General features: G+C 70.6%; 23 protein-coding genes. 16 read left to right on the top strand and 7 right to left on the bottom strand.

The window, feature by feature from the left end; translation table 11 throughout:
• Nucleotides 1–13: 13 nt before the first annotated feature.
• The 4 genes from ADL03_RS24940 to ADL03_RS24925 are packed head-to-tail and all read left to right on the top strand — an operon-like array spanning nt 14 to nt 3,081.
• Nucleotides 14–394 (top strand): 6-carboxytetrahydropterin synthase, encoded by a 381-nt coding sequence (locus ADL03_RS24940; RefSeq protein WP_231642210.1) that lies wholly within the window; start codon nt 14–16, stop codon nt 392–394.
• Nucleotides 372–1,343 (top strand): glycosyltransferase family 4 protein, encoded by a 972-nt coding sequence (locus tag ADL03_RS24935; RefSeq protein WP_197288622.1) that lies wholly within the window; start codon nt 372–374, stop codon nt 1,341–1,343. The genes ADL03_RS24940 and ADL03_RS24935 overlap by 23 nt, the downstream gene beginning before the upstream one ends.
• Nucleotides 1,340–2,119 (top strand): class I SAM-dependent methyltransferase, encoded by a 780-nt coding sequence (locus ADL03_RS24930; protein WP_053735961.1) that lies wholly within the window; start codon nt 1,340–1,342, stop codon nt 2,117–2,119. The genes ADL03_RS24935 and ADL03_RS24930 overlap by 4 nt, the downstream gene beginning before the upstream one ends.
• Complete coding sequence (locus ADL03_RS24925) at nt 2,116–3,081, top strand: lysylphosphatidylglycerol synthase transmembrane domain-containing protein (RefSeq protein ID WP_197288621.1); 966 nt, start codon at nt 2,116–2,118, stop codon at nt 3,079–3,081. The genes ADL03_RS24930 and ADL03_RS24925 overlap by 4 nt, the downstream gene beginning before the upstream one ends.
• Here ADL03_RS24925 and ADL03_RS24920 read toward each other — a convergent pair.
• Both ADL03_RS24920 and ADL03_RS24915 read right to left on the bottom strand, forming a co-directional pair.
• The gene (locus ADL03_RS24920) at nt 2,995–3,687 is read right to left on the bottom strand and encodes a creatininase family protein (RefSeq protein ID WP_053735960.1); all 693 of its coding nucleotides are present in this window, start codon (nt 3,685–3,687) and stop codon (nt 2,995–2,997) included. The genes ADL03_RS24925 and ADL03_RS24920 overlap by 87 nt on opposite strands.
• Nucleotides 3,674–4,561, bottom strand: coding sequence for a zinc-binding alcohol dehydrogenase (locus tag ADL03_RS24915; protein WP_231642208.1), 888 nt, complete (start codon nt 4,559–4,561; stop codon nt 3,674–3,676). The genes ADL03_RS24920 and ADL03_RS24915 overlap by 14 nt, the downstream gene beginning before the upstream one ends.
• Before the next feature lie 137 nt (nt 4,562–4,698).
• Between ADL03_RS24915 and ADL03_RS24910 the strand changes: the two genes are divergently transcribed.
• Entirely contained in the window at nt 4,699–5,475 is a 777-nt protein-coding gene (locus tag ADL03_RS24910) for a CDP-alcohol phosphatidyltransferase family protein (RefSeq protein WP_231642206.1), read from the top strand.
• Complete coding sequence (locus tag ADL03_RS24905) at nt 5,468–5,869, top strand: DoxX family protein (RefSeq protein WP_053735957.1); 402 nt, start codon at nt 5,468–5,470, stop codon at nt 5,867–5,869. The genes ADL03_RS24910 and ADL03_RS24905 overlap by 8 nt, the downstream gene beginning before the upstream one ends.
• On the opposite strand, the gene ADL03_RS24900 is transcribed toward ADL03_RS24905, so the two are convergent.
• The gene (locus ADL03_RS24900) at nt 5,850–6,512 is read right to left on the bottom strand and encodes a dihydrofolate reductase family protein (RefSeq protein WP_053735956.1); all 663 of its coding nucleotides are present in this window, start codon (nt 6,510–6,512) and stop codon (nt 5,850–5,852) included. The two genes, ADL03_RS24905 and ADL03_RS24900, sit on opposite strands and share 20 nt — an antisense overlap.
• A gap of 84 nt (nt 6,513–6,596) precedes the next feature.
• Here ADL03_RS24900 and ADL03_RS24895 point away from each other — a divergent pair, with 84 nt between their 5' ends.
• On the top strand, nt 6,597–8,171 hold the full coding sequence (locus ADL03_RS24895) for a sulfatase-like hydrolase/transferase (RefSeq protein ID WP_053736051.1): 1,575 nt from the start codon (nt 6,597–6,599) through the stop codon (nt 8,169–8,171).
• Between the two features lie 62 nt (nt 8,172–8,233).
• On the opposite strand, the gene ADL03_RS24890 is transcribed toward ADL03_RS24895, so the two are convergent.
• Nucleotides 8,234–8,752, bottom strand: a complete 519-nt coding sequence (locus tag ADL03_RS24890; protein ID WP_053735955.1) for a DinB family protein — start codon at nt 8,750–8,752, stop codon at nt 8,234–8,236.
• Nucleotides 8,753–8,897: 145 nt separating this feature from the next.
• Entirely contained in the window at nt 8,898–9,092 is a 195-nt protein-coding gene (locus ADL03_RS24885) for a hypothetical protein (RefSeq protein ID WP_157529185.1), read from the bottom strand.
• A gap of 99 nt (nt 9,093–9,191) precedes the next feature.
• On the opposite strand from ADL03_RS24885, the gene ADL03_RS24880 reads away from it, so the two are divergent.
• The 4 genes from ADL03_RS24880 to ADL03_RS24865 all read left to right on the top strand — a co-directional run bounded on the left by ADL03_RS24880 (nt 9,192) and on the right by ADL03_RS24865 (nt 12,415).
• Nucleotides 9,192–9,734: a DinB family protein gene (locus ADL03_RS24880; protein WP_082373444.1), complete on the top strand. Its 543-nt coding sequence runs from the start codon at nt 9,192–9,194 to the stop codon at nt 9,732–9,734.
• An 82-nt stretch (nt 9,735–9,816) separates the two neighbouring features.
• Nucleotides 9,817–10,296, top strand: a complete 480-nt coding sequence (locus ADL03_RS24875; RefSeq protein ID WP_197288620.1) for a phosphatase PAP2 family protein — start codon at nt 9,817–9,819, stop codon at nt 10,294–10,296.
• A gap of 8 nt (nt 10,297–10,304) precedes the next feature.
• Complete coding sequence (locus tag ADL03_RS24870; RefSeq protein ID WP_053735952.1) at nt 10,305–11,771, top strand: sensor histidine kinase; 1,467 nt, start codon at nt 10,305–10,307, stop codon at nt 11,769–11,771.
• Nucleotides 11,747–12,415: a response regulator transcription factor gene (locus ADL03_RS24865; RefSeq protein WP_304438811.1), complete on the top strand. Its 669-nt coding sequence runs from the start codon at nt 11,747–11,749 to the stop codon at nt 12,413–12,415. Before ADL03_RS24870 ends, ADL03_RS24865 begins: the two co-directional genes overlap by 25 nt.
• Here the strand turns inward: ADL03_RS24865 and ADL03_RS24860 are convergent, their stop codons facing one another.
• Both ADL03_RS24860 and ADL03_RS50855 read right to left on the bottom strand, forming a co-directional pair.
• Complete coding sequence (locus ADL03_RS24860; RefSeq protein ID WP_053735951.1) at nt 12,416–13,996, bottom strand: cation acetate symporter; 1,581 nt, start codon at nt 13,994–13,996, stop codon at nt 12,416–12,418.
• A gap of 3 nt (nt 13,997–13,999) precedes the next feature.
• A complete protein-coding gene (locus ADL03_RS50855) occupies nt 14,000–14,521 on the bottom strand; it encodes a DUF485 domain-containing protein (protein WP_369809024.1) in 522 nt (173 codons plus the stop codon).
• A 158-nt stretch (nt 14,522–14,679) separates the two neighbouring features.
• On the opposite strand from ADL03_RS50855, the gene ADL03_RS24850 reads away from it, so the two are divergent.
• From ADL03_RS24850 to ADL03_RS24835, 5 genes are read left to right on the top strand one after another with little or no spacing between them, the layout of a single operon-like run.
• The gene (locus tag ADL03_RS24850) at nt 14,680–16,140 is read left to right on the top strand and encodes an OFA family MFS transporter (RefSeq protein ID WP_082373443.1); all 1,461 of its coding nucleotides are present in this window, start codon (nt 14,680–14,682) and stop codon (nt 16,138–16,140) included.
• 20 nt (nt 16,141–16,160) lie between these two features.
• Nucleotides 16,161–16,286 carry a hypothetical protein gene (locus ADL03_RS50270; protein WP_255353394.1) on the top strand — a complete coding sequence of 42 codons (126 nt, stop codon included), beginning with the start codon at nt 16,161–16,163 and terminating at the stop codon, nt 16,284–16,286.
• Between the two features lie 4 nt (nt 16,287–16,290).
• Nucleotides 16,291–18,390, top strand: coding sequence for a nitrate- and nitrite sensing domain-containing protein (locus ADL03_RS24845; protein WP_053735949.1), 2,100 nt, complete (start codon nt 16,291–16,293; stop codon nt 18,388–18,390).
• Nucleotides 18,387–18,785, top strand: coding sequence for a roadblock/LC7 domain-containing protein (locus tag ADL03_RS24840; protein WP_053735948.1), 399 nt, complete (start codon nt 18,387–18,389; stop codon nt 18,783–18,785). The genes ADL03_RS24845 and ADL03_RS24840 overlap by 4 nt, the downstream gene beginning before the upstream one ends.
• Nucleotides 18,782–19,411 carry a DUF742 domain-containing protein gene (locus ADL03_RS24835; RefSeq protein ID WP_053735947.1) on the top strand — a complete coding sequence of 210 codons (630 nt, stop codon included), beginning with the start codon at nt 18,782–18,784 and terminating at the stop codon, nt 19,409–19,411. The genes ADL03_RS24840 and ADL03_RS24835 overlap by 4 nt, the downstream gene beginning before the upstream one ends.
• The last annotated feature ends 14 nt before the right edge of the window (nt 19,412–19,425 follow it).

The following is a 19,425-nucleotide window of genomic DNA, read 5'->3' as shown; positions in this document are numbered from 1 at the left end:
CCGCGATCACGTGATGATCGCCCACAGTTTCCGCGGCGAGGTCTTCGGTCCGGCACAACGTCTGCACGGAGCAACGTTCCTGGTGGACGCAACGTTCAAACGTGCCGAGCTGGACCAGGACAACATCGTCGTCGACATCGGACTGGCGACCCAGGAGCTGGGCAAGGTCCTGGCCGCGTTCAACTACCGCAACCTGGACGAAGAACCGCAGTTCGCGGGCATCAACACGTCCACGGAGTGGCTCGCCAAGCACATCGCGGACCAGCTCGCCGACGCCATCGCGGCGGGGTCGCTGGGTGAGGGCGCTCACGGGATCGATGGGATCACCGTCACACTCCACGAGTCGCACGTGGCGTGGGCCAGCTACGAACGTGCACTTCGTACTGCCGGCTGACGTCGCCGATCCGGCCAGTCCCAGCGGCGGCAACGTCTACGACCTCAAGGTCGGCGACGGCCTGCGACAGGTCGCCGTCGCCGGTGACTGGCCGCGTCCGTGTGACACCACCGCGTTGCGGCAAGCGCTTGCGGGCATTCCGGACGGTGACACGGTTCTGCTCGACGGCCTGGTTTGCTGCGGTGTGCCCGAAGTGGTCGTGCCGCACGCACAACGGTTGAAGCTCGTCGTGCTCGTGCACCTGCCGTTGGCGGATGAGACCGGTCTGGACCCGGAGACCGCGCACGACCTCAACGCCAGAGAACGCGAGGTCCTGCACGCCGCGACAGCGGTCATCGCGACCAGCCCGACGGCGGCCGGGAGCATCGCGGCCAGGCACGGGCTCGCGCACGTCCACGTCGTCGTTCCCGGCACCGACCCGGCCCCGCTCGCCACCGGCACGGACGGCCGGTCGAACCTGCTCTGCGTCGCGTCGGTCACGCCGCGCAAAGGCCAGGACGTGCTGGTCAGGGCGCTGCGCAGGATCGACCGCGACTGGCGGCTGACGTGCGTCGGCCCGCACCGGCCGTTCCTGCGCGAGATCCCGCGCGACGACCGCGTCACCTTCCCCGGACCGCTCACCGGCGGGGCCCTGACCAGCGCGTACGTCAACGCGGACCTGTTCGTGCTGGCGAGCAGGAACGAGACCTACGGCATGGTCGTCACCGAGGCCCTCGCGCACGGTCTGCCGGTGATCGCGAGCGCGGTGCCCGACGCGCTGCGGGACGGCGGCCTGCTCCTCCCGGCCGGCGACGAGGACGCGTTCGCGGCCGCGCTGACCCGGTGGTTCGACGAGCGCGAGTTCCGCGCGGAGCTGGCGGCGCGGGCGCTGCGCCGGCGGGCCGAACTGTCCACTTGGGAGCAAACGGGCCGGGAGCTGCGGAGGGTGCTGGCTAGTCTGCGGGCATGACCTTCGCCCCGGAATGGCTGGCACTGCGGGAGAACGCCGACGCACAGGCGCGCTCGACCGAGCTCGTCGACGTGCTCCGCGCAACTCTGGTGAACCGAAACCCGCTGACGATCCGTGACCTGGGTTGTGGAACGGGATCGATGGGACGGTGGCTCGCCGGGCGGCTCGGCGGCGCGCAGCACTGGGTGCTGCACGACCGCGACCCCCGGCTGCTCGGGCTGGCGCGGGCCGGCGTGAGCGCCGTCGGGAACGTCACCGCCGAGACGCGGGAGGGCGACCTCACGGCGCTGCGTGCCGCCGATCTCGCCGGTGCCGACCTGGTCACCTGTTCCGCGTTGCTCGACCTGCTCACCGCCGACGAGGTGAACGCTCTGGCCGCGGCCTGCGTAGAAGCTCATGTGCCCGCACTGTTCACGCTCTCCGTGGCCGGCCGGATCGAGTTCGACCCGGCCGAGCCGCTCGACGCCGCCTTCCAGGACGCGTTCAACGCCCACCAGCGCCGCGTCGTGGACGGGCGGCGGCTGCTCGGACCGGACGCACCGGCCGTCGCCGAGGAGGCGTTCACGGCTCTGGGCGCGACGGTGCGGACGGCGCCGAGCCCGTGGCGCACGCACGCCGACGCCCTGCAGAGGGAGTGGCTGACGGGCTGGGTCGGTGCGGCCGTCGAGCAGGAACCCGCACTCGCCGCCGAGGCGCCCGAGTACCTGCGCCGCAGGTGGGAGGCATCAGCGGTGGTCCACCACGTCGACCTGCTGGCACTACCGGGAGCTGCATGATGAAGAAGTTCTGGCCGTGGCTTCGCCTGCTGGTGGCGGTGGGCATCCTGGTCGGCCTGGGCCTGCGCCTGGGCACCGGGGCGTTCCTCGACGGGCTGCGCGCGATCGACGCGTTCTCCGTCGCCGCCGCGCTGGCGATCGGGTTCGCGACGACCCTGCTCAGCGCCGGTCGCTGGGTGCTCGTCGCGCGCCGCCTCGGCCTGCCGCTGACCGTGCGGACCGCGGTCGGCGACTACTACCGCGCCCAGCTTGTCAACGCCGTCCTGCCCGCGGGCGTGCTCGGCGACGTGCACCGCGCGGTGCACCACGGCAGGGAGTCGGGTGACGTCGGACGCGGTGTGCGCGCGGTGTTCTTCGAGCGCTTCGCCGGTCAGTTCGTGCTGGTCGGGATCGGGGTCGTGGTGCTGTTCACCCACCCCGCCCCCGGCCTCGACCTCACGCCCGACGCCACCACGGCGGCCGTCGTGCTCGCCTGCCTGGCCGCGCTCGTCGCCGTGGGCATGCGGGTCGGGCCCGTCCGCAGGGTGCTGGTCAACACGCTCGCGGACGGCATCAGGCTGCTGTCGCTGCGGACCTGGCCCGCTGTCGTCGCGCTCTCCGCGGCCACGGTCGCGGGCTACGTCGCGATGTTCCTCGTCGCGGCCCGCGCCGCCGGCTCGCACGCCACGGTCACGCAGCTCGCACCGGTCGTCGTCGTCGCGTTGCTGGTCATGGCGATCCCGGTGAACATCGGCGGGTTCGGCCCGCGTGAGGCGTTCCTCGCGGTGGCGTTCGGTGCCGCCGGGCTGGGCGCTCAGCAGGGGTTCACCACCGGCATCGTCTACGGCGTGCTCGCGCTGATCGCGAGCCTGCCCGGCGCGGTCGTCCTGGTCACGTCACGGCGCAAGGCCGTCGACCAGGTCGAGCTGGTGGCGGAACGACTCGACCAGCCCCGCGAGCAGGAGCTCGCCCTTGCGCGCTGACGCGAGCGAGGGCCGGCCGATGACGCCGGACGACGTGTACGGCGCCAGACCCAGGGTGAGCATGTGCCGCCGGTCCTCCGCCAGGTGGTCAGCGGATTCGTAGCCGGGACGGACGAGATCGGGGTGGGTGTGCAGCAGGATCGAGGTCTCCAGCTCACCCGCGTGCATGTCGCTGTACGCCGAGGTCTCGACACCGGCCTTCTCCCGTGCGAACGCCCAGTCGTCGCGACCGGGGAACAGGGCCATCCCGCCGGCTTCCTGCACGACGTTCGAGAGAACGTAGTTGCCGCCGTGCGCGTTCACCAGCACGAGGTGCTCCACACCGTTGTGCCGCAACGAGTCCGCGATGTCCGTGATCAGTGAGATCAGCGTGCGCGCGGAGATGCTGACGGTGCCCGGCCAGTCGGCGTGCTCCTGCGAGCACGAGAACTGGACCGGCGGGAGCAGCCGGACCTCGTACGCCTGCGCCAGCGCCGACGCGATGGTCCACGCGATCACCGCATCAGTGGCCAGCGGCAGGAAGGGGCCGTGCTGCTCGGTGCTGCCGACCGGGAGCACGGCCACGCGCCGCCCGCGGACGTCGACCGTGGTGTCACTCGGGAACATGGCCCTGACCGTAGTCAATCCGGTGGCACAGCGCAGGAATCTGCCCGTCGGCCAGCTTCGGCATGACCGCGGGCAGCTCCTCGAACGCGCTGGAGCCGGTGATCAACGCGTCGAACCGCGGGTCGGCGAGCAGGTCCAGGGCCAGCGCCATGCGTTCGGCGTAGCTGCGGTCGGGACGGCCGACCGTGCCGACCTGGCTGCTGCGGATCGTGAGCCGCCGCGAGTGGAAGAACTCGCCCAGCGGCACGGCGACGCGCCGGTCCCCGTACCAGCTCAGCTCCACCACCCGGCCCTCCGGCGCGAGCAGGTTCAACGCGGTGGTGAGCCCGGCCTCCGTCGCACTGGCGTGGAACACGAGGTCGCAGCCGTCGAGTGCGTTGTCCGGCAACGCGAACCCGACGCCCAGCCGGTCGGCGACGTCCGCACGGCCGGGGTCGGCGTCCACGAGCTGGACCCGCGCGCCGGGGAACGTCGCGAGCACCGCGGCGATGCTCGACCCGACCATGCCGCCGCCGACGACCGCGATCCGGTCGCCGATCAACGGACGTGCGTCCCACACGGCGTTCACGGCCGTCTCCACGGTGCCCGCGAGCACCGCGCGAGCAGCGGGAACACCGTCCGGGACCGGCGTGACGGCCGTTTCCGGGACCACGTAACGGGTCTGATGTGGATAGAGGCAGAACACCGTGCGCCCGAGCAGCTGTCCGGGGCCGTGTTCGACGACGCCGACGTTGAGGTACCCGTACTTGACCGGCCACGGGAAGTCGCCGTCCTGGAAGGGGGCCCGCATCGTCGCGTACTGGTTCTCCGGCACGCCACCGCGGAAGACGAGCGTCTCCGTGCCGCGGCTGACGCCCGAGAACAGCGTGCGCACCTCGACCTCACCCGGCCCCGGCTCGGCCAGTGCGACCCGCCGAACCTCCCCGTTTCCGGATTCATTGAGCCAAAAGGCATCCGCCGTACGTGTCACTCACAACACCTCCACCGCACGAAGTCCACTAGGGGCCTCTGATGACCACACTTCAGCACACCGGCCGCTCCGCTGCTGTCACGCGGGGGTCTCGCACCGCCCAGGCGGTGCCTCGCGTCAGCCCGGAGCCGGGCATGTGGGCGGGGGCGCAGGCCGGGTTGCTCGCGGTCGTGACCGCGACGGCCGGGCTCGGGGCGCTGGGGTGGGCCGCCGGTCTGGCCTACGGGTTCGCCACCTGGGCGTTCCTCGGCTACGGCATGCAACGGCACCGCGTCGCCGCGCTCGGCCCCGCTGACCGGGTCACGCTGGCACGCGGCCTGCTGGTCGGGGCGGTGACCGCGCTGGTCGCCGACCGCGCCGGTCAGGACGTGCCGGTCGGGCTGGTCGTGACGCTCGCCGCGGTCGCGCTGTCCCTCGACTGGGTCGACGGGCAGGTCGCGCGCCGCACCGGGACGTCGACCGCGCTGGGTGCGCGGTTCGACATGGAGGTCGACGCGTTCCTGATCCTGGTGCTGAGCGCGTACGTGGCCGTGCAGGTCGGTCCGTGGGTGCTCGCGATCGGGCTCATGCGGTACGTGTTCGTCGCCGCGTCGTGGCGGTGGCGCTGGCTGAACGCGCCGCTGCCGGCCAGCTACGCGCGCAAGGTCGTGGCCGCGGTGCAGGGGATCTTCCTGGTCGTGGCGGCGTCGGGGCTCGTGCCGTTCGCGGCGGTCGTCGCGGGTCTCGCGCTGGTGTCGCTGGTGTGGTCGTTCGGTCGCGATGTGCTGTGGCTGTGGCGCAACGCCCCCGCCGCGGTGGGAGGATCCCGCCATGCCTGAGCAGACCTCGACCGCGGCGAAGATCGGCAACATCGTCGTCTGGATCCTGCAGATCGCGCTTGCCGTGCAGTTCGTCCTGAACGGCTACGCGTTGTTCACCGACCAGTTCGTCGCGAAGTTCGACGACATCGGCTTCGGGCAGTGGTTCCGCTACCTCACCGGTGTGCTGGAGATCGCCACCGCGCTCGGCCTGCTGGTCCCGCGGATCTGCGGCATCGCGGCACTGGCGCTCGCGGGGATCATGGCCGGCGCCGCGCTCACCGAGATCTTCCTCGTGACCGGCGGCGGCCTCGACGACGCGACGCTGCCGCTGATCTTTGTGGTGTGGGCGCTGGTGATCGCGGTCTACCGCCGCGAGCAGTTCCTCGGCCTGCTCAGGACGAGGACGAGCTGACTTTCGGGAAGTAGCGCAGCACGGCGACGTCTCCGACTTTCGCTACGTCCTCCAGGTGGAATCGGCGGGCCGGTCCACCGGGGAATTCCGCGGGATTCACGAAACGCGGGGCGCTCGCCTGCCCGATGAGCATCGGCGCGACGGCCACCCTGATCTCGTCGGCCAGCCCGGCGCGCAGGAACGCGGTGTGAATGCTCGTGCCGCCTTCGACCATGAGCTTTCGCACGCCGCGTTCACCCAGGTCGTCCAGGATTTCCGCGAATTCGCTGAAGGTCTTCGTTTCGGCGAGGTGGTCGACGGTCGTCGGCGTCGTCCGCGAGTAGACCAGCCGCTCGCCGCCGCAGTGCCAAAACCGCAGCTCAGGATCCAGCTGACCGCTCCTGGTGACGGTCACCCGCAGCGGGAACTCCGGTTTTCCGTCGGCTATTCTGCGCGCGCGCCGCTCGTCGCTGTAGACGAGCAGGCGCGCGTTGTCACGCCGCAACGTCTCGGCTCCGGCCAGAATCGCGTCGGACTCCGCGCGCATCCGGTCGACGTGGTCGAAGTCCTCGGCGTTGGAAAGCGGGAACCTCTCGGCGCCGCGGTCGTCGATGTGGCCGTCGAGGCTGACGGCCACGCTCAGCAGAACGTGCGGGCGGGTCACACCGCCGATGCTAGTGCAGCTGAACCGGTCGCGGGTCGGGGCGCGTTTACTCCCATAGCGCGGGAAAGGGGAAACTCGGTGAAGATGGTGCTGCGGCGGATGGCCACGGTCTTGGCGGGGCTGTTCGTGTTGTTCGTGCTCATCGCACCGAGCGACCTGGAGAAGTTCACGCCGGAGGCGTTCCTGCGGGTGCCGCTCGAAGGCCTCGTCGGCGTGCTCGTCCTGGCGCTGCTGCCGGAGCGGTTCCGCAGGCCCGCGGCGCTCGTCCTCGGTGGGGCGCTGGGCGTATTCACCGTCGTGAAGATCATGGACATCGGGTTCGACGTGGTGCTGTACCGGCCGTTCGACCTGGTGCTCGACTGGCCGCTGCTGGTGCCCGCGGTCGACTTCGTGGACGTGACGTTCGGCCGGTTCGCCTCGGTGCTGGCCGTCGGGCTCGCGGTCGCGCTGGTCGCCGGGATCGTGTTCGTGGCGGCGGTGTCGGTGCAGCGGCTCGGTTCGGTCGCGGCGAGCCGGCGCCCGATCGCGATCAGGGTCGTGGCGCTGGCCGCCGTGGCGTGCGTTTCCCTTGCGGTGCCCGGGGTTCCGGTCTACTCCGACGCGGCGGCGACCTCGGTGGCCGACCACGCCCGGCGCTTCCAGGCGGGGCTGCGCGACCAGGAGGTGTTCGCCGCCGAGGCCTCGGTCGACGCGTTCCGCGGGCACCAGGGGCTGCTGTCGGAGCTGCAGGGCAAGGACGTCGTGTTCACGTTCGTGGAGAGCTACGGCAAATCTGCGCTGGAGATGCCGGACGTGGCGGCGAAGCTCGCGGACGGCGGCGCGCGGCTCAAGGCCCGCGGGTACACGGCGAAGTCGGCGTACCTGACCTCGCCGACAGCCGGCGGCGGCAGCTGGATGGCGCAGGCGACGCTGCTGTCCGGACTGTGGATCGACAACCAGCAGCGGTACCGCAACCTGGTGGCGAGCGACCGGCTCACGTTGCCGCGCGCGTTCCGCGAGGCGTCGTGGCGCTCGGTCGGTGTCGTGCCCGGCATCACGCAGGCGTGGCCGGAAGGGGACTTCTTCCACTACGACCGGGTCTACGCCGCACAGGACCTCGGCTACACCGGCCCGCGCTTCGGGTACGCCACGACGCCCGACCAGTTCACGCTGGAGTCGTTCCAGCGCAACGAGCGCGCGAAGCAGCACGGCCCGGTGATGGCGGCGATCCCGATGGTGTCCTCGCACGCGCCGTGGTCGCCGACGCCGGACTTCGTGGACTGGGAGGAGCTGGGCGACGGTTCGGTCTACGCCACGATGCCCGCCTCGAACGACCCGCCGGAGTCGATCTTCGGCCGCGACCCGGCCGCGGTGCGCGCCGACTACGCCCACTCGGTGTCGTACTCGCTGGAGTCGGTCGTCTCCTACCTCGAACGGTACGGCGACGAGAACCTGGTCTTCGTGTTCCTCGGCGACCACCAGCCGGCGCAGCTGGTGACCGGTGAGGGCGCCTCGCGGGATGTGCCGATCACCATCGTCGCCAAGGACCCCGCGGTGCTGCGGCAGGTCGAGGCCTGGAGGTGGGACGACGGCCTGCGGCCGGGCGCGTCGGCCCCGGTGTCGCGGATGAGCGACTTCCGCGACCAGTTCCTGTCGGCGTTCTCGCCGCCGAAGCCCTAGCCGGACGAGCGAGCACCCCCGTGCCCTGGTCCGGACGCGGGGGTGCGGCTGCTCGGCTGGGCTCAGCCCATCGTCTTCTGGCCGTCGATCGTCTCGCGGATGATGTCCGCGTGCCCGGCGTGCTGCGCGGTCTCGGCGATGATGTGCACCAGCACCCGGCGTGCCGACCTGGTCGCGCCCTCGGGGAACCACGGCGCGGCCGGCAGCGGGTGCGAGAGGTCCAGGTCGACCGACTCGACCAGCTCGTCGGTGTACGCCGCGACCTCGTTGTAGCGCTCGATGATGCCCGCCAGCGTCTCGCCCGGCTCCATCCGGAAGGTCGCCGCGTGGTTCTCGTAGTCCGTCGACTCGTGGTCGGTCTCCATCGCCGACGTGCCGTGCTCGATGAACCGGACCCAGGCCTGCTCGACCGCCGTCACGTGCTTGATCAGGCCGCCGATGCCCAGCGAGCTGACCGTCGGCGTGGCCGCGGCCTGCTCGTCGGTGAGGCCCTGCGCGGTGAAGAGCAGGAACCAGCGGTGCTGCCGCAGGCTTTCGAGCAGGTCCGCCCGCTCGCCGGTGAGGATCTCGGTGGTGGTCATCGCTGGTGTCCTTCGCTCGTTTGTCCGACAAGAAGGACTCTATGACCACTTGAGGTCAGCTTGTGTCCTAGACGAGCGGCTGTTCAAGCAGAACTCAAGCATCTTTCGAGTGACACCCGGTTGGATCGGACGTAACTCTGCGTACTCACCGGTCGAGGTAGCCGTCGTCCGGCCGGTCGACCCGGCCGCCGCCCTCCTCGGTGTCCTCGATGTGCATGGCGGTCTCCTCGGGTGCCGTGACGTGGCCACCCTCGCCCGCCGCGACCGCGACCGCGTCCGGCTCCTCGTCGACCGGCTCGCCGCCACCCTCCGGCGTCGTGAACTGCTGGGGTTCAGTCATGCCCTCCTGGTTTCCGGCGAGGCGGTCGCACAAACGTCGGTGCCGCCCGTTTCCCCGGTTCGTGACTCCCGTCCACCGCCGCTCGGGGAGACTCGGCGGATGATTGCCGACGACCTGCGCCACTACCTGCAGGAGACCCGCGACGCCGTCGTGTCCTCTTTGGACGGTCTGAGCGAGTACGACGTCCGCCGCCCGCTCGTGCCCAGCGGCACCAACCTGCTCGGCCTGGTCAAGCACCTGGCCGGCATCGAGCTCGGCTACCTCGGCGACTGCGTGGGCCGTCCGGCACCGGTCGCGCTGCCGTGGGTCGAGGACGGTTCGATCTGGGACGGCGCCGACATGTGGGCGAGGCCGGAGGAGAGCCGCGAGTTCCTGCTCGACCTGTACCGCACGGCCTGGCGGCACACCGACTCCTCGATCGCCACCCTGCCGCTCGACGCGCCCGCGTCGGTGCCGTGGTGGGCCGAGCACAAGCGCCACACCACGTTCGGGCACCTGCTGGTCCGCGTGGTGTCCGAGACCGCGCACCACGCGGGACACTGCGACGTCGTGCGCGAGCTGATCGACGGCCGCAACGGCGCGGGCAACCCGCCGGAGTACCACGACCTCGTGCTGCGCATGGCCGGCGAGCACCGGGGCTGACGCACCACCCTGTCGAAAGACAGGTCGGGCCGGTTCCGATCGGCAGAGGTGCGCGCGGGCCGTGGTTCGTAGGTTCGGCCGGGTGACTTGGCTGACGGTGGGCACCGACGCGGTGCTGGGTGTGTTCGCGCTGATGTTCGCGTTCCTGTGGTTGCGGTTCCGGCTGCGGGCGTTCCTCGCCGGGGCGGGGGTCGTGGTGGCGTACGCGGCGAGCGAGGTCGTGAAGCTGGTGGTGCAGGAGGAACGGCCCTGCCGCACAACGCCTTCGCTCGCGCCGTGCCCGGAGCCGGGCGACTGGTCGTTCCCCAGCAACCACTCCGTGATCGCGGGTGCGTCGGCGATGGCGATCTGGGCGATGCACCGCACGCTGGGGTGGGTCGCGGCGGTCTGCGCGCTCGCGGCGGCGGCGTCGCGGGTCGTCGTCGGTGTCCACTATGTACACGACGTGCTGGCAGGTCTGGTGTTCGGAGCGGTGGTGTCGTGGGTGATCGCGCTGCTGCTGCGGAAGAAGCGGCGTCACAACGACGACGCGCCGACCGTGGTGTTCAGCCGCCTGGGATGATGGGGCCCGTGTGGCTGAGGCTGGTCCTGTGGGTGGGTGCGGCACTGCCGGTGGCCGGGGCGGGCGTGACGTCGAGGGCGGGCCGGCTCGCTGTGTGGGAGGTCGTGCTCTACCTCGCCGTGTTCGCCGCCGCGCTCGTCGTCGTGCGCGCCCGGCCCGCGGTGGCGCTCGGGTCGATGCTCAGCGCGTGGCTCGTCTGCTACCTCGTGCGGGTCGAGCTCGACAGCGCCACCGGTGTGGTCGCCCTGGCGCCGGCGCTCGCGGTCACGAGCTTCTTCGCCGGACGGCACGCGCGTGACCCGCGGGCGAGCGCGATCACCCTCGCCGTCGCCGAGTTCGCCGGTGTGGTCGTGGCGCTGACCGAACGCGGCGGCTCGGACACCGCGCTCGCGGTCACCTCCGGCATCGGCGTGCTGGGCGTGGTGCCGTGGGCGTTCGGGCGGTTCCGCCGCAGGTACGCGGAGCTGCAGGAGGTCGGCTGGGAGCACGCGGCGCTGCTGGAACGCGACGCCGACAACGCCCGTGACGCCGAACGCGCGCGCTTGGCCGGTGAGATGCACGACCTCGTGGGCCACGAACTGGCCAGAGCCGCGTTGCTGGTCGGTGCGCTGGAACTGGAACCGACGCTCACCCCACAGCAACGCGAGGCCGCCAGGACCGCACGAACCAGTGTCACGGCGGCCGCCGAACGGCTCGCGGACGTCATGCAGGTCCTGCGCGCCGACGAGGACGAGCCGGTCGCGACGGTCGAGGAGGTCGTCGCACGGTCCGGCCTCGACGTGGCGCTCACCAACCACCGCACCGAGCCGCTCGACGGGATCATCGCGAGGACCGTGCACCGGGTGGTGGCCGAGGCGCTGACGAACGTGATCAAGCACGCCCCCGGCGCCAGGGTGACCGTCGAGCTGAGCGCGGACCTGGACCTGCGGATCACCAACGGCCCGGCGCCCGCCACGCACGCCGTCGGCAGCGGCAAGGGCCTGGTGGGCCTGGCCGAACGCGTCGCGCTGGTCGGCGGCCGGTTCGACGCGGGACCGACCGCCACCGGGTTCGAGGTGCGGGCGAAGCTGCCGGAACGCCCACTCCCGCGCACCACGCCCACGCACGTGCGGAGGGAGCGCACGGAGGAGGAGATCCGCAAGACCGCCAAACGCACCGTGCTGATCACCACGGTCGTGTGCGCGGGAATCGCGGTCGGCGTGCCGGGCTACATGGTGTTCGACGCGGTGACGTCCGTTCTCACGCCGCAGCAGTTCGAACGGGCGCGGCCAGGGCAGGCCGAGGACGACCTGGACCTGCCGCTGCGCACCCGCGTGGACAACCCGCTGGGCGTCACCGCGCCGCCCGGAACCGAGTGCCGCTACTACAGCACGCACGCCAACCCGTTCGACCACGACCGCCACGACCTGCACCAGCTGTGCTTCCGGGATGATCGGCTCGTGTCCAAGGTGTGGCTCGCCAGGAGGAGCGGTTGATCAAGGTCGTGCTCGCGGACGACGAGCCGGTGGTCAGGTTCGGGGTGCGGGCCGTGCTCGCCACGGCAGGGGACGTCGAGGTGGTCGCGGAGGCGGAGAACGGCAGCCAGGCGATCGACCTCGTCGCCCGCCACCGGCCGGACGTGGCCGTGCTCGACATCCGCATGCCGGTGTTCGACGGGCTGGACGCGGCGAAGGTGATCCGCGAGTGCCATCCCGGCACGAGGACGCTGGTGCTCACCACGTTCGCCGACGACGCGTACATCAGCCGGGCCCTGGCGGAGGGTGCCGCGGGGTTCGTGCTCAAGACCGGCGACCCACAGGAGATCATCGCCGGGGTCCGGGCCGTGGCGTCCGGCGCCGCGTACCTGTCACCGCTGGTGGCGAAGCGAGTCGTCGACCAACTCTCCCGCGCCCACCCACGGCCGCAGGCGGAACAACGGATCGCGGTCCTCACCGCACGGGAACGCGAGGTGCTCGGACTCGTCGGAGCCGGCCTGTCCAACGCCGAGATCGCCGCGCGCATCCACGTCGTGGAGGGCACGGTGAAGGTCTACGTCAGCACGATCCTGCGTCAGCTCGGCGTGCGGAACCGGGTGCAGGCCGCGATCATCGCCCACGAGGCCGGGATCATCCCGGGCTGATCACGTGCGGGCGCCGATGCCGGAGATGGCGCGGACCTCCATCTCCGCCGCCAGTCGCGCGTTCTCCGGCTCGGGCTTCGAGAAGATCGTGGCCAGGAACCCGCACAGGAACGAGAACGGGATCGACACCAGGCCGGGGTTGCCCAGCGGGAACCACGCGAAGTCGACGTCGGGGAAGATCGCCGTCCGCGACCCGGACATGACCGGCGAGAAGATGATGAGCAGCAGGCACGACCCGAGGCCGCCGTAGATGCTCCACAGCGTGCCGGTGGTGTTGAAGCGCCGCCAGAACAGCGTGTAGAGGATCGTGGACAGGTTCGCCGACGCGGCCAGCGCCAGAGCCAGCGACACGAGGAACGCCACGTTCTGGCCGTTCGCCGCGATCCCGCCGATGATCGACAGCACCCCGACGACGATGGCGGTGAGGCGTGCGACCCGGATCTCGCGGCGGGGCTCCGCGTTGCCGCGCTTGATGACGTTGGCGTACACGTCGTGGGCGAACGAGGCCGACGCCGCCAGCGTCAGGCCCGCGACCACGGCGAGGATCGTGGCGAACGCGACGGCGGACACCACACCCAGCAGGACCGCGCCACCGATGCGGAACGCCAGCAGCGGTGCCGCCGAGTTCTCGCCACCCGGTGCCGCCGCGATGGTGTCGGTGCCCACCAGCGCCATCGCGCCGAAGCCGATCACCAGCGTGCACAGGTAGAAGATGACCATCGTCCAGGTCGCCCACACGACCGAACGGCGTGCCTCGGCGGCGTTCGGCACGGTGTAGAAGCGCATCAGCACGTGCGGCAGCGACGCGATGCCCAGCACCAGCGACAGGGCCAGCGACACGAAGTCCAGTTTGGACATCGTGCTGATGCCGTACTTCGCGCCGGGGTCGAGCACGGCGGTGCCGAGCTCGTTGTTCTCGGTGGCCTGCTCCATGATCGCCGACAGGCTGAACCCGAACTTGCCCAGCAGGAAGATGCTCATCAGCGTCACGCAGAGCAGCAGCAGGACGGCCTTGATGATCTGCACCCAGGTCGTGCCCTTCATGCCGCCGACCAGCACGTAGAGCACCATGACCATGCCGACCACCGCGATCAGCAGCGCCTGGCCCCACTTCGAGGACACGTTGAGCAGCAACGCGATCAGGCCGCCCGCGCCCGCCATCTGCGCGATCATGTAGAAGAACGAGATCACCAGCGTCGCGTTCGCCGCGGCCGCGCGGACCGGGCGTTGCCGCATCCGGAACGCCAGCACGTCGCCGACGGTGAAGCGGCCGGTGTTGCGCAGGCCCTCCGCGATCAGCAGCAGGCCGACCAGCCACGCCACGACCCAGCCGACGGAGTACAGGAAGCCGTCGTAGCCGTGCGCCGCGATGCCGCCGGAGATGCCGAGGAACGAGGCGGCCGACAGGAAGTCGCCGGACAGCGCCACGCCGTTCTGGGCGCCGGTGAACGAGCTGCCCGCCGCGTAGTAGTCCGACGCCGTGACGTTGCGGCTGCTCGCCCGGTAGACGATGTAGAGGGTGATCAGGACGAACACCGCGAAGACGCTGAGGTTCAGCACCGGGTTGCCGGTGGTGGGCATTGCTTACTCCTCGACGCCGGTCTTCTCGGCGAGCAGCCTGCGCTGCGGGTCCAGCCTCCGTTTGGCGTAACGCGCGTAGGAGAGCGTGATGACGATGGACACGACGAACTGCCCGAGACCCAGCAGGATCCCGAGGTTGATCACACCGATCACCTTCGTGCTGACGAAGTCCTTGGCATACGCGGACAGCAGCACGAACGTCAGGTACGAGGCGAGGAACAAAGCGGTCATCGGGAAGACGAACGTCGTGAGCCGGCGGCGTAACGCCCGGAATTCATCGCTCTGTTGAATCAGCGTGAAGTTCGGATTGCCGTTGGAATCGACGTACGACGGGACGTCGGGGTCGTCGAACGACGCGAAACCCCGGATTTCCGGTTGCCCGTGCTGTGTTTCGCCAGGCGACCACATCGCCTTGGTCATCGGTTCCCGCCCCTCCTGCGTGCGGGCACACTCTAGCGTCCGCACGTGTCCAGTCAACGCCTTCGCGCACAGCTCAGGTACCGGGATCCGGCCGAAACCGGACATGTCCATTCGTCTCAAATGGTTGACCAGCGATGATCTTCGGGGCAGGCGCCGGAGTTGCGAGATGCGCAACAGCGGTGCGACAGGTCCAGACCGTTGTCGCACGTGTGCGGCTGGCCTAGGATCGTCCGGTCCGCGTTTTTGTGACGGTTGGGGATAAAGTGGGGTTCTTAGCGCGCGAACGCACGGTCGCGCCTCCCGGATGGAACCGCTGGCTCGTTCCGCCCGCGGCGCTGGCGATTCATCTCTCCATTGGACAGGCCTACGCCTGGAGCGTCTTCAAGACCCCGCTGGAGAAATCGCTCGGCATCACCGGAACGCAGAGCGCACTGCCCTTCCAGCTCGGCATCGTGATGCTGGGCCTGTCGGCGGCCGTGCTCGGGACGACCGTGGAGCGCCGCGGCCCGCGCTGGGCGATGTTCATGTCGCTCGTCTGCTTCTGCTCGGGCCTGCTGATCTCGGCCGCCGGCGTGTGGGCCGGCCAGTACTGGGTCGTCGTGCTCGGGTACGGCCTCGTCGGCGGCATCGGGCTGGGCATCGGCTACATCTCGCCGGTGTCGACGCTGATCAAGTGGTTCCCCGACCGGCCGGGCATGGCGACCGGCATCGCGATCATGGGCTTCGGTGGCGGCGCGTTGATCGCGTCCCCGTGGTCCACGTCGATGCTGACCGCGTTCGGCAACACCTCGACCTCGGGCATCGGCAAGGCGTTCCTCGTCCACGGCATCGCCTACGCCGTCTTCATGACCGTCGGCGTGCTGCTGATCCGCCTGCCCTCCAAGGAGTTCGAGGCGGCGAAGGCGGCGCTGGCCAAGGACCGGCCAAAGGCCGTGGTCGCGCACAACGTCTCCGCCAACAACGCGATCAGGACGCCGCAGTTCTGGCTGCTCTGGGTCGTGCTGTGCTTCAACGTCACCGCGGGCATCGGCATCCTGGAGAAGGCGGCGCCGATGCTGGTCGACTTCTTCAAGGAGTCGTCGACGCCGGTCGCCACGGCGGCCGCCACCGGTTTCGTCGCACTGCTGAGCGCGGCGAACATGGCCGGCCGGATCGTCTGGTCGTCCACCTCGGACCTGGTGGGGCGCAAGAACATCTACCGGATCTACCTGGGTGTCGGCGCGCTGCTGTACCTGCTGCTGCTGACGTTCGGCTCGACCAGCGTGCCGCTGTTCGTCGTCGGCGCGATGGTGATCCTGTCGTTCTACGGCGCGGGCTTCGCGACCGTTCCCGCCTACCTGCGGGACCTGTTCGGCACCTACCAGGTCGGCGCGATCCACGGCCGCCTGCTCACCGCGTGGTCGGTGGCCGGCGTGCTCGGGCCGCTGATCGTCAACGCCATCGCGGACGCGGGCAAGAAGGCCGGGCACTCCGGGCCGGACTTGTACGCGACGTCGTTCTACATCATGATCTCGCTGCTGGTCGTCGGTTTCGTCGCGAACGAGTTGATCCGCCCGGTCAACCCGAGGTTCCACGAGCCCGTGGCCGAGTCCGCGACCACGCGGGCCGGGGACGCGGCCGGTGACGGGGCCGCGGCCGCCAGGTGGAACGAGGCCGAGGCGGCGGACGCCGCCGTGCAGAAGGCCGCGGACGCGGACGAGTCGGAAGGCGTGGTGCAGAAGTGAGCCCGGAAGTGAGCCCGGAAGTGAACTCTGCCCAGGAGGAGAAGTCGCAGCTGCCGTTGCTGGTGGGCGCGTGGCTGTGGGTGGGCATCCCGCTCGCCTACGGCCTCTACCGGCTCTTCCTGAACGCGGCGAAGCTCTTCGTCTGAGCCGATGTTCACCTCGCTCGTCAACTGGCGCAACTGGCGCCTGCCGGTGAAGCTCGCCGCGGTGTTGATCGTCCCGGTCACCATCGCGGTGGTCTCCGGCGTCCTCCAGATCCACTCGCACATGGTGCGGGCCGACTCCTACGCCGCTCTGCAGCGGCTGGAGAAGGTCCGCACCGCCCTGATCCCGGTGATCGAAGGCGTCCAGGCGGAACGGCGGGCCGTCGCGGAAGGCACCGGCCCGCAGGTCCTGCAGGACCAGGTGCGCCGCACCGACGAGGCGCGGCAGGCGTTGCGCGCGGCGATCGGGAAGGCCACGCTCAGCGACGTCGTCACCGCCCGCATGGGCGACGTCCACGCCAAGATCGAGCGGCTGCCCGCGCTGCGCGCGCAGACCACCGACGTGCCGGCCGCCGTCAAGGAGTACACCTCGCTCACCGAGTCGATGCTCGACGTCGACGAGGTCCTCGCGAGCGACTTCGGTGACGCGACGCTGTCCAAGACCGCCATGGGCCTGCACCACGCGCTGCACGTGCAGGAGGAGGTCCTCTACCAGCAGGCGGTCGTGCTGTCCGGCCTCACCCGCGGTCTGCTCGCGCAGGCCGAGGTGCGGTCGCTGGTCGAGTCGAACGTCAAGCTCAGCTACATCGCCGGCCAGTTCGCCGCGCTCGCGACGCCGCAGCAGCTGAGCTCCTACTGGACGGGCTTCAACGGGCCCGACATCGAGGCCCAGCGCAGGATGCTGAGCGCCGCGGTGCTGCACCCGACGTCGGACTCGGTGGCGGCGGGCGGGACCAGGCCCCGGCCGTTGCCGATCGCGGCGGCGGACTGGACCAGGGCCTCCGGCGCGGTCGCCGACTCGCTCGACGGCGTCGTGCAGGGTCTGCAGACCGACCTGCGCGACACCGTGAACCGGCTGCGCGACGAGACCAGCGACGCCGCGGGCACCGCGTCGGCGCTGCTGTTCGCGAGCCTCGTGCTGGCGGGCTCCATCGGGTTCGTCGTCGGCCGCTACCTGCTGCGCTCGCTCAACGCCCTGCGCCGCTCCGCACTGGACGTGGCCTGGGAGAAGCTGCCGGAGATGGTGGCCACCGGCCGCGGCAGCACCGACGTCGAGCCGGTGCCGGTGCACACCACCGAGGAGTTCGGCCAGGTGGCGCGGGCGTTCGACGCGGTGCACCAGCAGGCGGTCCGCTCGATCGTCGAGCAGGCCGGCATGCGCGCCAACATGCGCAACATCTTCGTGAACCTCTCGCGCCGCAGCCAGAGCCTCGTCGAACGCCAGCTCAAGCTCATGGAGGAGCTGGAGAAGTTCGAGGAGGACCCGGAGCAGCTCGCGAACCTGTTCAAGCTCGACCACCTGGCCACCCGCATGCGCCGCAACAACGAGAACCTCATGGTGCTCTCCGGCGGCGACGTGGCCCGGCGCTTCACCCGCCCGATCCCGCTGACCGACGTGCTGCGCGCGGCGGCCGCGGAGATCGAGCAGTACCAGCGCGTCGTCGTGCACACCGCGCCCGGCGCCGAGGTCGTCGGGTACGTCGCGAGCGACCTCGTCCGCCTGCTGGCCGAGCTGCTGGACAACGCGACGGCCTTCTCGCCGCCGCAGACGCAGGTCGAGATCAGCGCGTCCATCGAGGCCGGCGACATCGTGCAGATCGACGTCGTCGACCGCGGCATCGGCATCGACCGCGAGGCGCTGGCCGTCGTCAACGGCCGGCTGGAGGCCGCCGGTGAGGGCGCAGACGTGCAGGTCTTCCGCGAAATGGGACTTTTCGTCGTCGGCAGGCTCGCGGCGCGCCACCAGATCGTGGTACGTCTCGACGCGCAACAAGGCAAGGGAACTCGCGCGATCGTGTTGGTTCCGGCCGAACTGGCACCACGGCGGGAAGAGTCCTGGGAGTCTTTCCGCGGGGAGGCGATCGAGGAGCAGACCACGCAGATGACCACGCGCGTGCCGGGACAGCACATGTCCTGGTTCGACGCACCCGCTGCGAGCACCCCGCCGCCCCCCGCACGCCAGACGCCCGAGTCGGCCCGAGGCTTCCTCGACGCCTTCCAGCGCGGCGTGCAGAAGGGCCTTCCCGACCGGCAGGAGAGTCGATGAGCACGCAGGTGGACCAGTTCGGCTGGCTGGTCACCAACTTCGCCGAACGCACGCCCGGCATCGAGCACGCGGTGGTGATCTCCGCCGACGGCCTGGTGCTGGTCTCCTCGTCGAAGCTCCCACCCGAGTCGAGCAAGCAGTTCGCGGCGATCGTCGCGGGCGTCGTCTCGCTCGCCGCGTCCGCGTCGCAGTGCTTCGCGGGCGAGGCGGTCGTGCGCACGGTGGTGCAGATGGACCGCGGCGTCATGCTGCTGATGTCGATCAGCGACGGTTCCGTCCTGGCCGTGCTCGCCTCCGCGGGCTGTGACGTCTCGCAGGTCGCCTACGAGATGACGGTCGTCGTGCGGCAGGTGGGTCAGCTGCTCACGCCGGAACTGCGGGCAGAGCTGGCATGAGGGAGCCCGACGACCAGCAGGTCAACTTCGGTGACCTGATCAGTGGTTTCAGCCTCGACAGCGACCGGATCCGCCGCCGCGGCCGCAAGGGTAGGGCGAAGCGCGAGCCGGAGCCGGAGCCGGACTGGGTCGTCGACTCGAACCCGCCCGACCCGCACGCGGCCGACCCGTACGAGCGGACGGACCGCTACGCCAAACCCGGCCGGCACCCGAGGCCGGACCTGTACTCGAAGCCCGATCCGTACGCCACGGCACCGTTCGAACCCGTGCCGCCGTTGCCGCCGATCGAGTCGTCGGCGTCCATCGTGCGTGCGTACGCGTGGACCGGCGGGCGCACGACGTCCGAGGTGCACCTCGAAATCGAGACGCTGGTGTCGGTCAACGAGCGGTCGGCCACGGCCGTGCGGCCCGAGCACCAGGAGGTGCTCACGCTGTGCTCGCTGCCGCGGTCGGTGGCGGAGATCGCGGCGTTGCGGGGGTTGCCGCTGGGGGTGACCAAGGTGCTGCTGGGGGACATGGCTGCGCACGGGTTGATCGATGTCCACCGGACTGCGTCGACCTATGGGGACGACCGGCCGGATGGGGAGTTGATGGAGCGGGTGCTGGCCGGGTTGCGGCGGTTGTAGAGGCTTCCTGGGGG

Source organism: Nocardia sp. NRRL S-836 (assembly GCF_001279525.1).
In the GTDB taxonomy this organism is placed as follows: Bacteria; Actinomycetota; Actinomycetes; order Mycobacteriales; family Pseudonocardiaceae; genus Lentzea.
The sequence above is the reverse complement of the archived record's forward strand: the minus strand, read 5'-3'. Positions and strand labels throughout refer to the sequence as shown.

Bases quoted from the DNA above. Each gene is read 5' to 3' on its own strand.
- ADL03_RS24910 (WP_231642206.1), top strand. From the start codon at position 4,699: ATGACCACACTTCAGCACACCGGCCGCTCCGCTGCTGTCACGCGGGGG.
- ADL03_RS24905 (WP_053735957.1), top strand. From the start codon at position 5,468: ATGCCTGAGCAGACCTCGACCGCGGCGAAGATCGGCAACATCGTCGTC.
- ADL03_RS24835 (WP_053735947.1), top strand. From the start codon at position 18,782: ATGAGGGAGCCCGACGACCAGCAGGTCAACTTCGGTGACCTGATCAGT.
- ADL03_RS24895 (WP_053736051.1), top strand. From the start codon at position 6,597: ATGGTGCTGCGGCGGATGGCCACGGTCTTGGCGGGGCTGTTCGTGTTG.
- ADL03_RS24885 (WP_157529185.1), bottom strand. From the start codon at position 9,092: ATGACTGAACCCCAGCAGTTCACGACGCCGGAGGGTGGCGGCGAGCCG.
- ADL03_RS24920 (WP_053735960.1), bottom strand. From the start codon at position 3,687: ATGTTCCCGAGTGACACCACGGTCGACGTCCGCGGGCGGCGCGTGGCC.
- ADL03_RS24940 (WP_231642210.1), top strand. From the start codon at position 14: ATGATCGCCCACAGTTTCCGCGGCGAGGTCTTCGGTCCGGCACAACGT.
- ADL03_RS24890 (WP_053735955.1), bottom strand. From the start codon at position 8,752: ATGACCACCACCGAGATCCTCACCGGCGAGCGGGCGGACCTGCTCGAA.
- ADL03_RS24840 (WP_053735948.1), top strand. From the start codon at position 18,387: ATGAGCACGCAGGTGGACCAGTTCGGCTGGCTGGTCACCAACTTCGCC.
- ADL03_RS24860 (WP_053735951.1), bottom strand. From the start codon at position 13,996: ATGCCCACCACCGGCAACCCGGTGCTGAACCTCAGCGTCTTCGCGGTG.
- ADL03_RS24845 (WP_053735949.1), top strand. From the start codon at position 16,291: ATGTTCACCTCGCTCGTCAACTGGCGCAACTGGCGCCTGCCGGTGAAG.
- ADL03_RS24925 (WP_197288621.1), top strand. From the start codon at position 2,116: ATGATGAAGAAGTTCTGGCCGTGGCTTCGCCTGCTGGTGGCGGTGGGC.
- ADL03_RS50855 (WP_369809024.1), bottom strand. From the start codon at position 14,521: ATGTCCGGTTTCGGCCGGATCCCGGTACCTGAGCTGTGCGCGAAGGCG.
- ADL03_RS24930 (WP_053735961.1), top strand. From the start codon at position 1,340: ATGACCTTCGCCCCGGAATGGCTGGCACTGCGGGAGAACGCCGACGCA.
- ADL03_RS24880 (WP_082373444.1), top strand. From the start codon at position 9,192: ATGATTGCCGACGACCTGCGCCACTACCTGCAGGAGACCCGCGACGCC.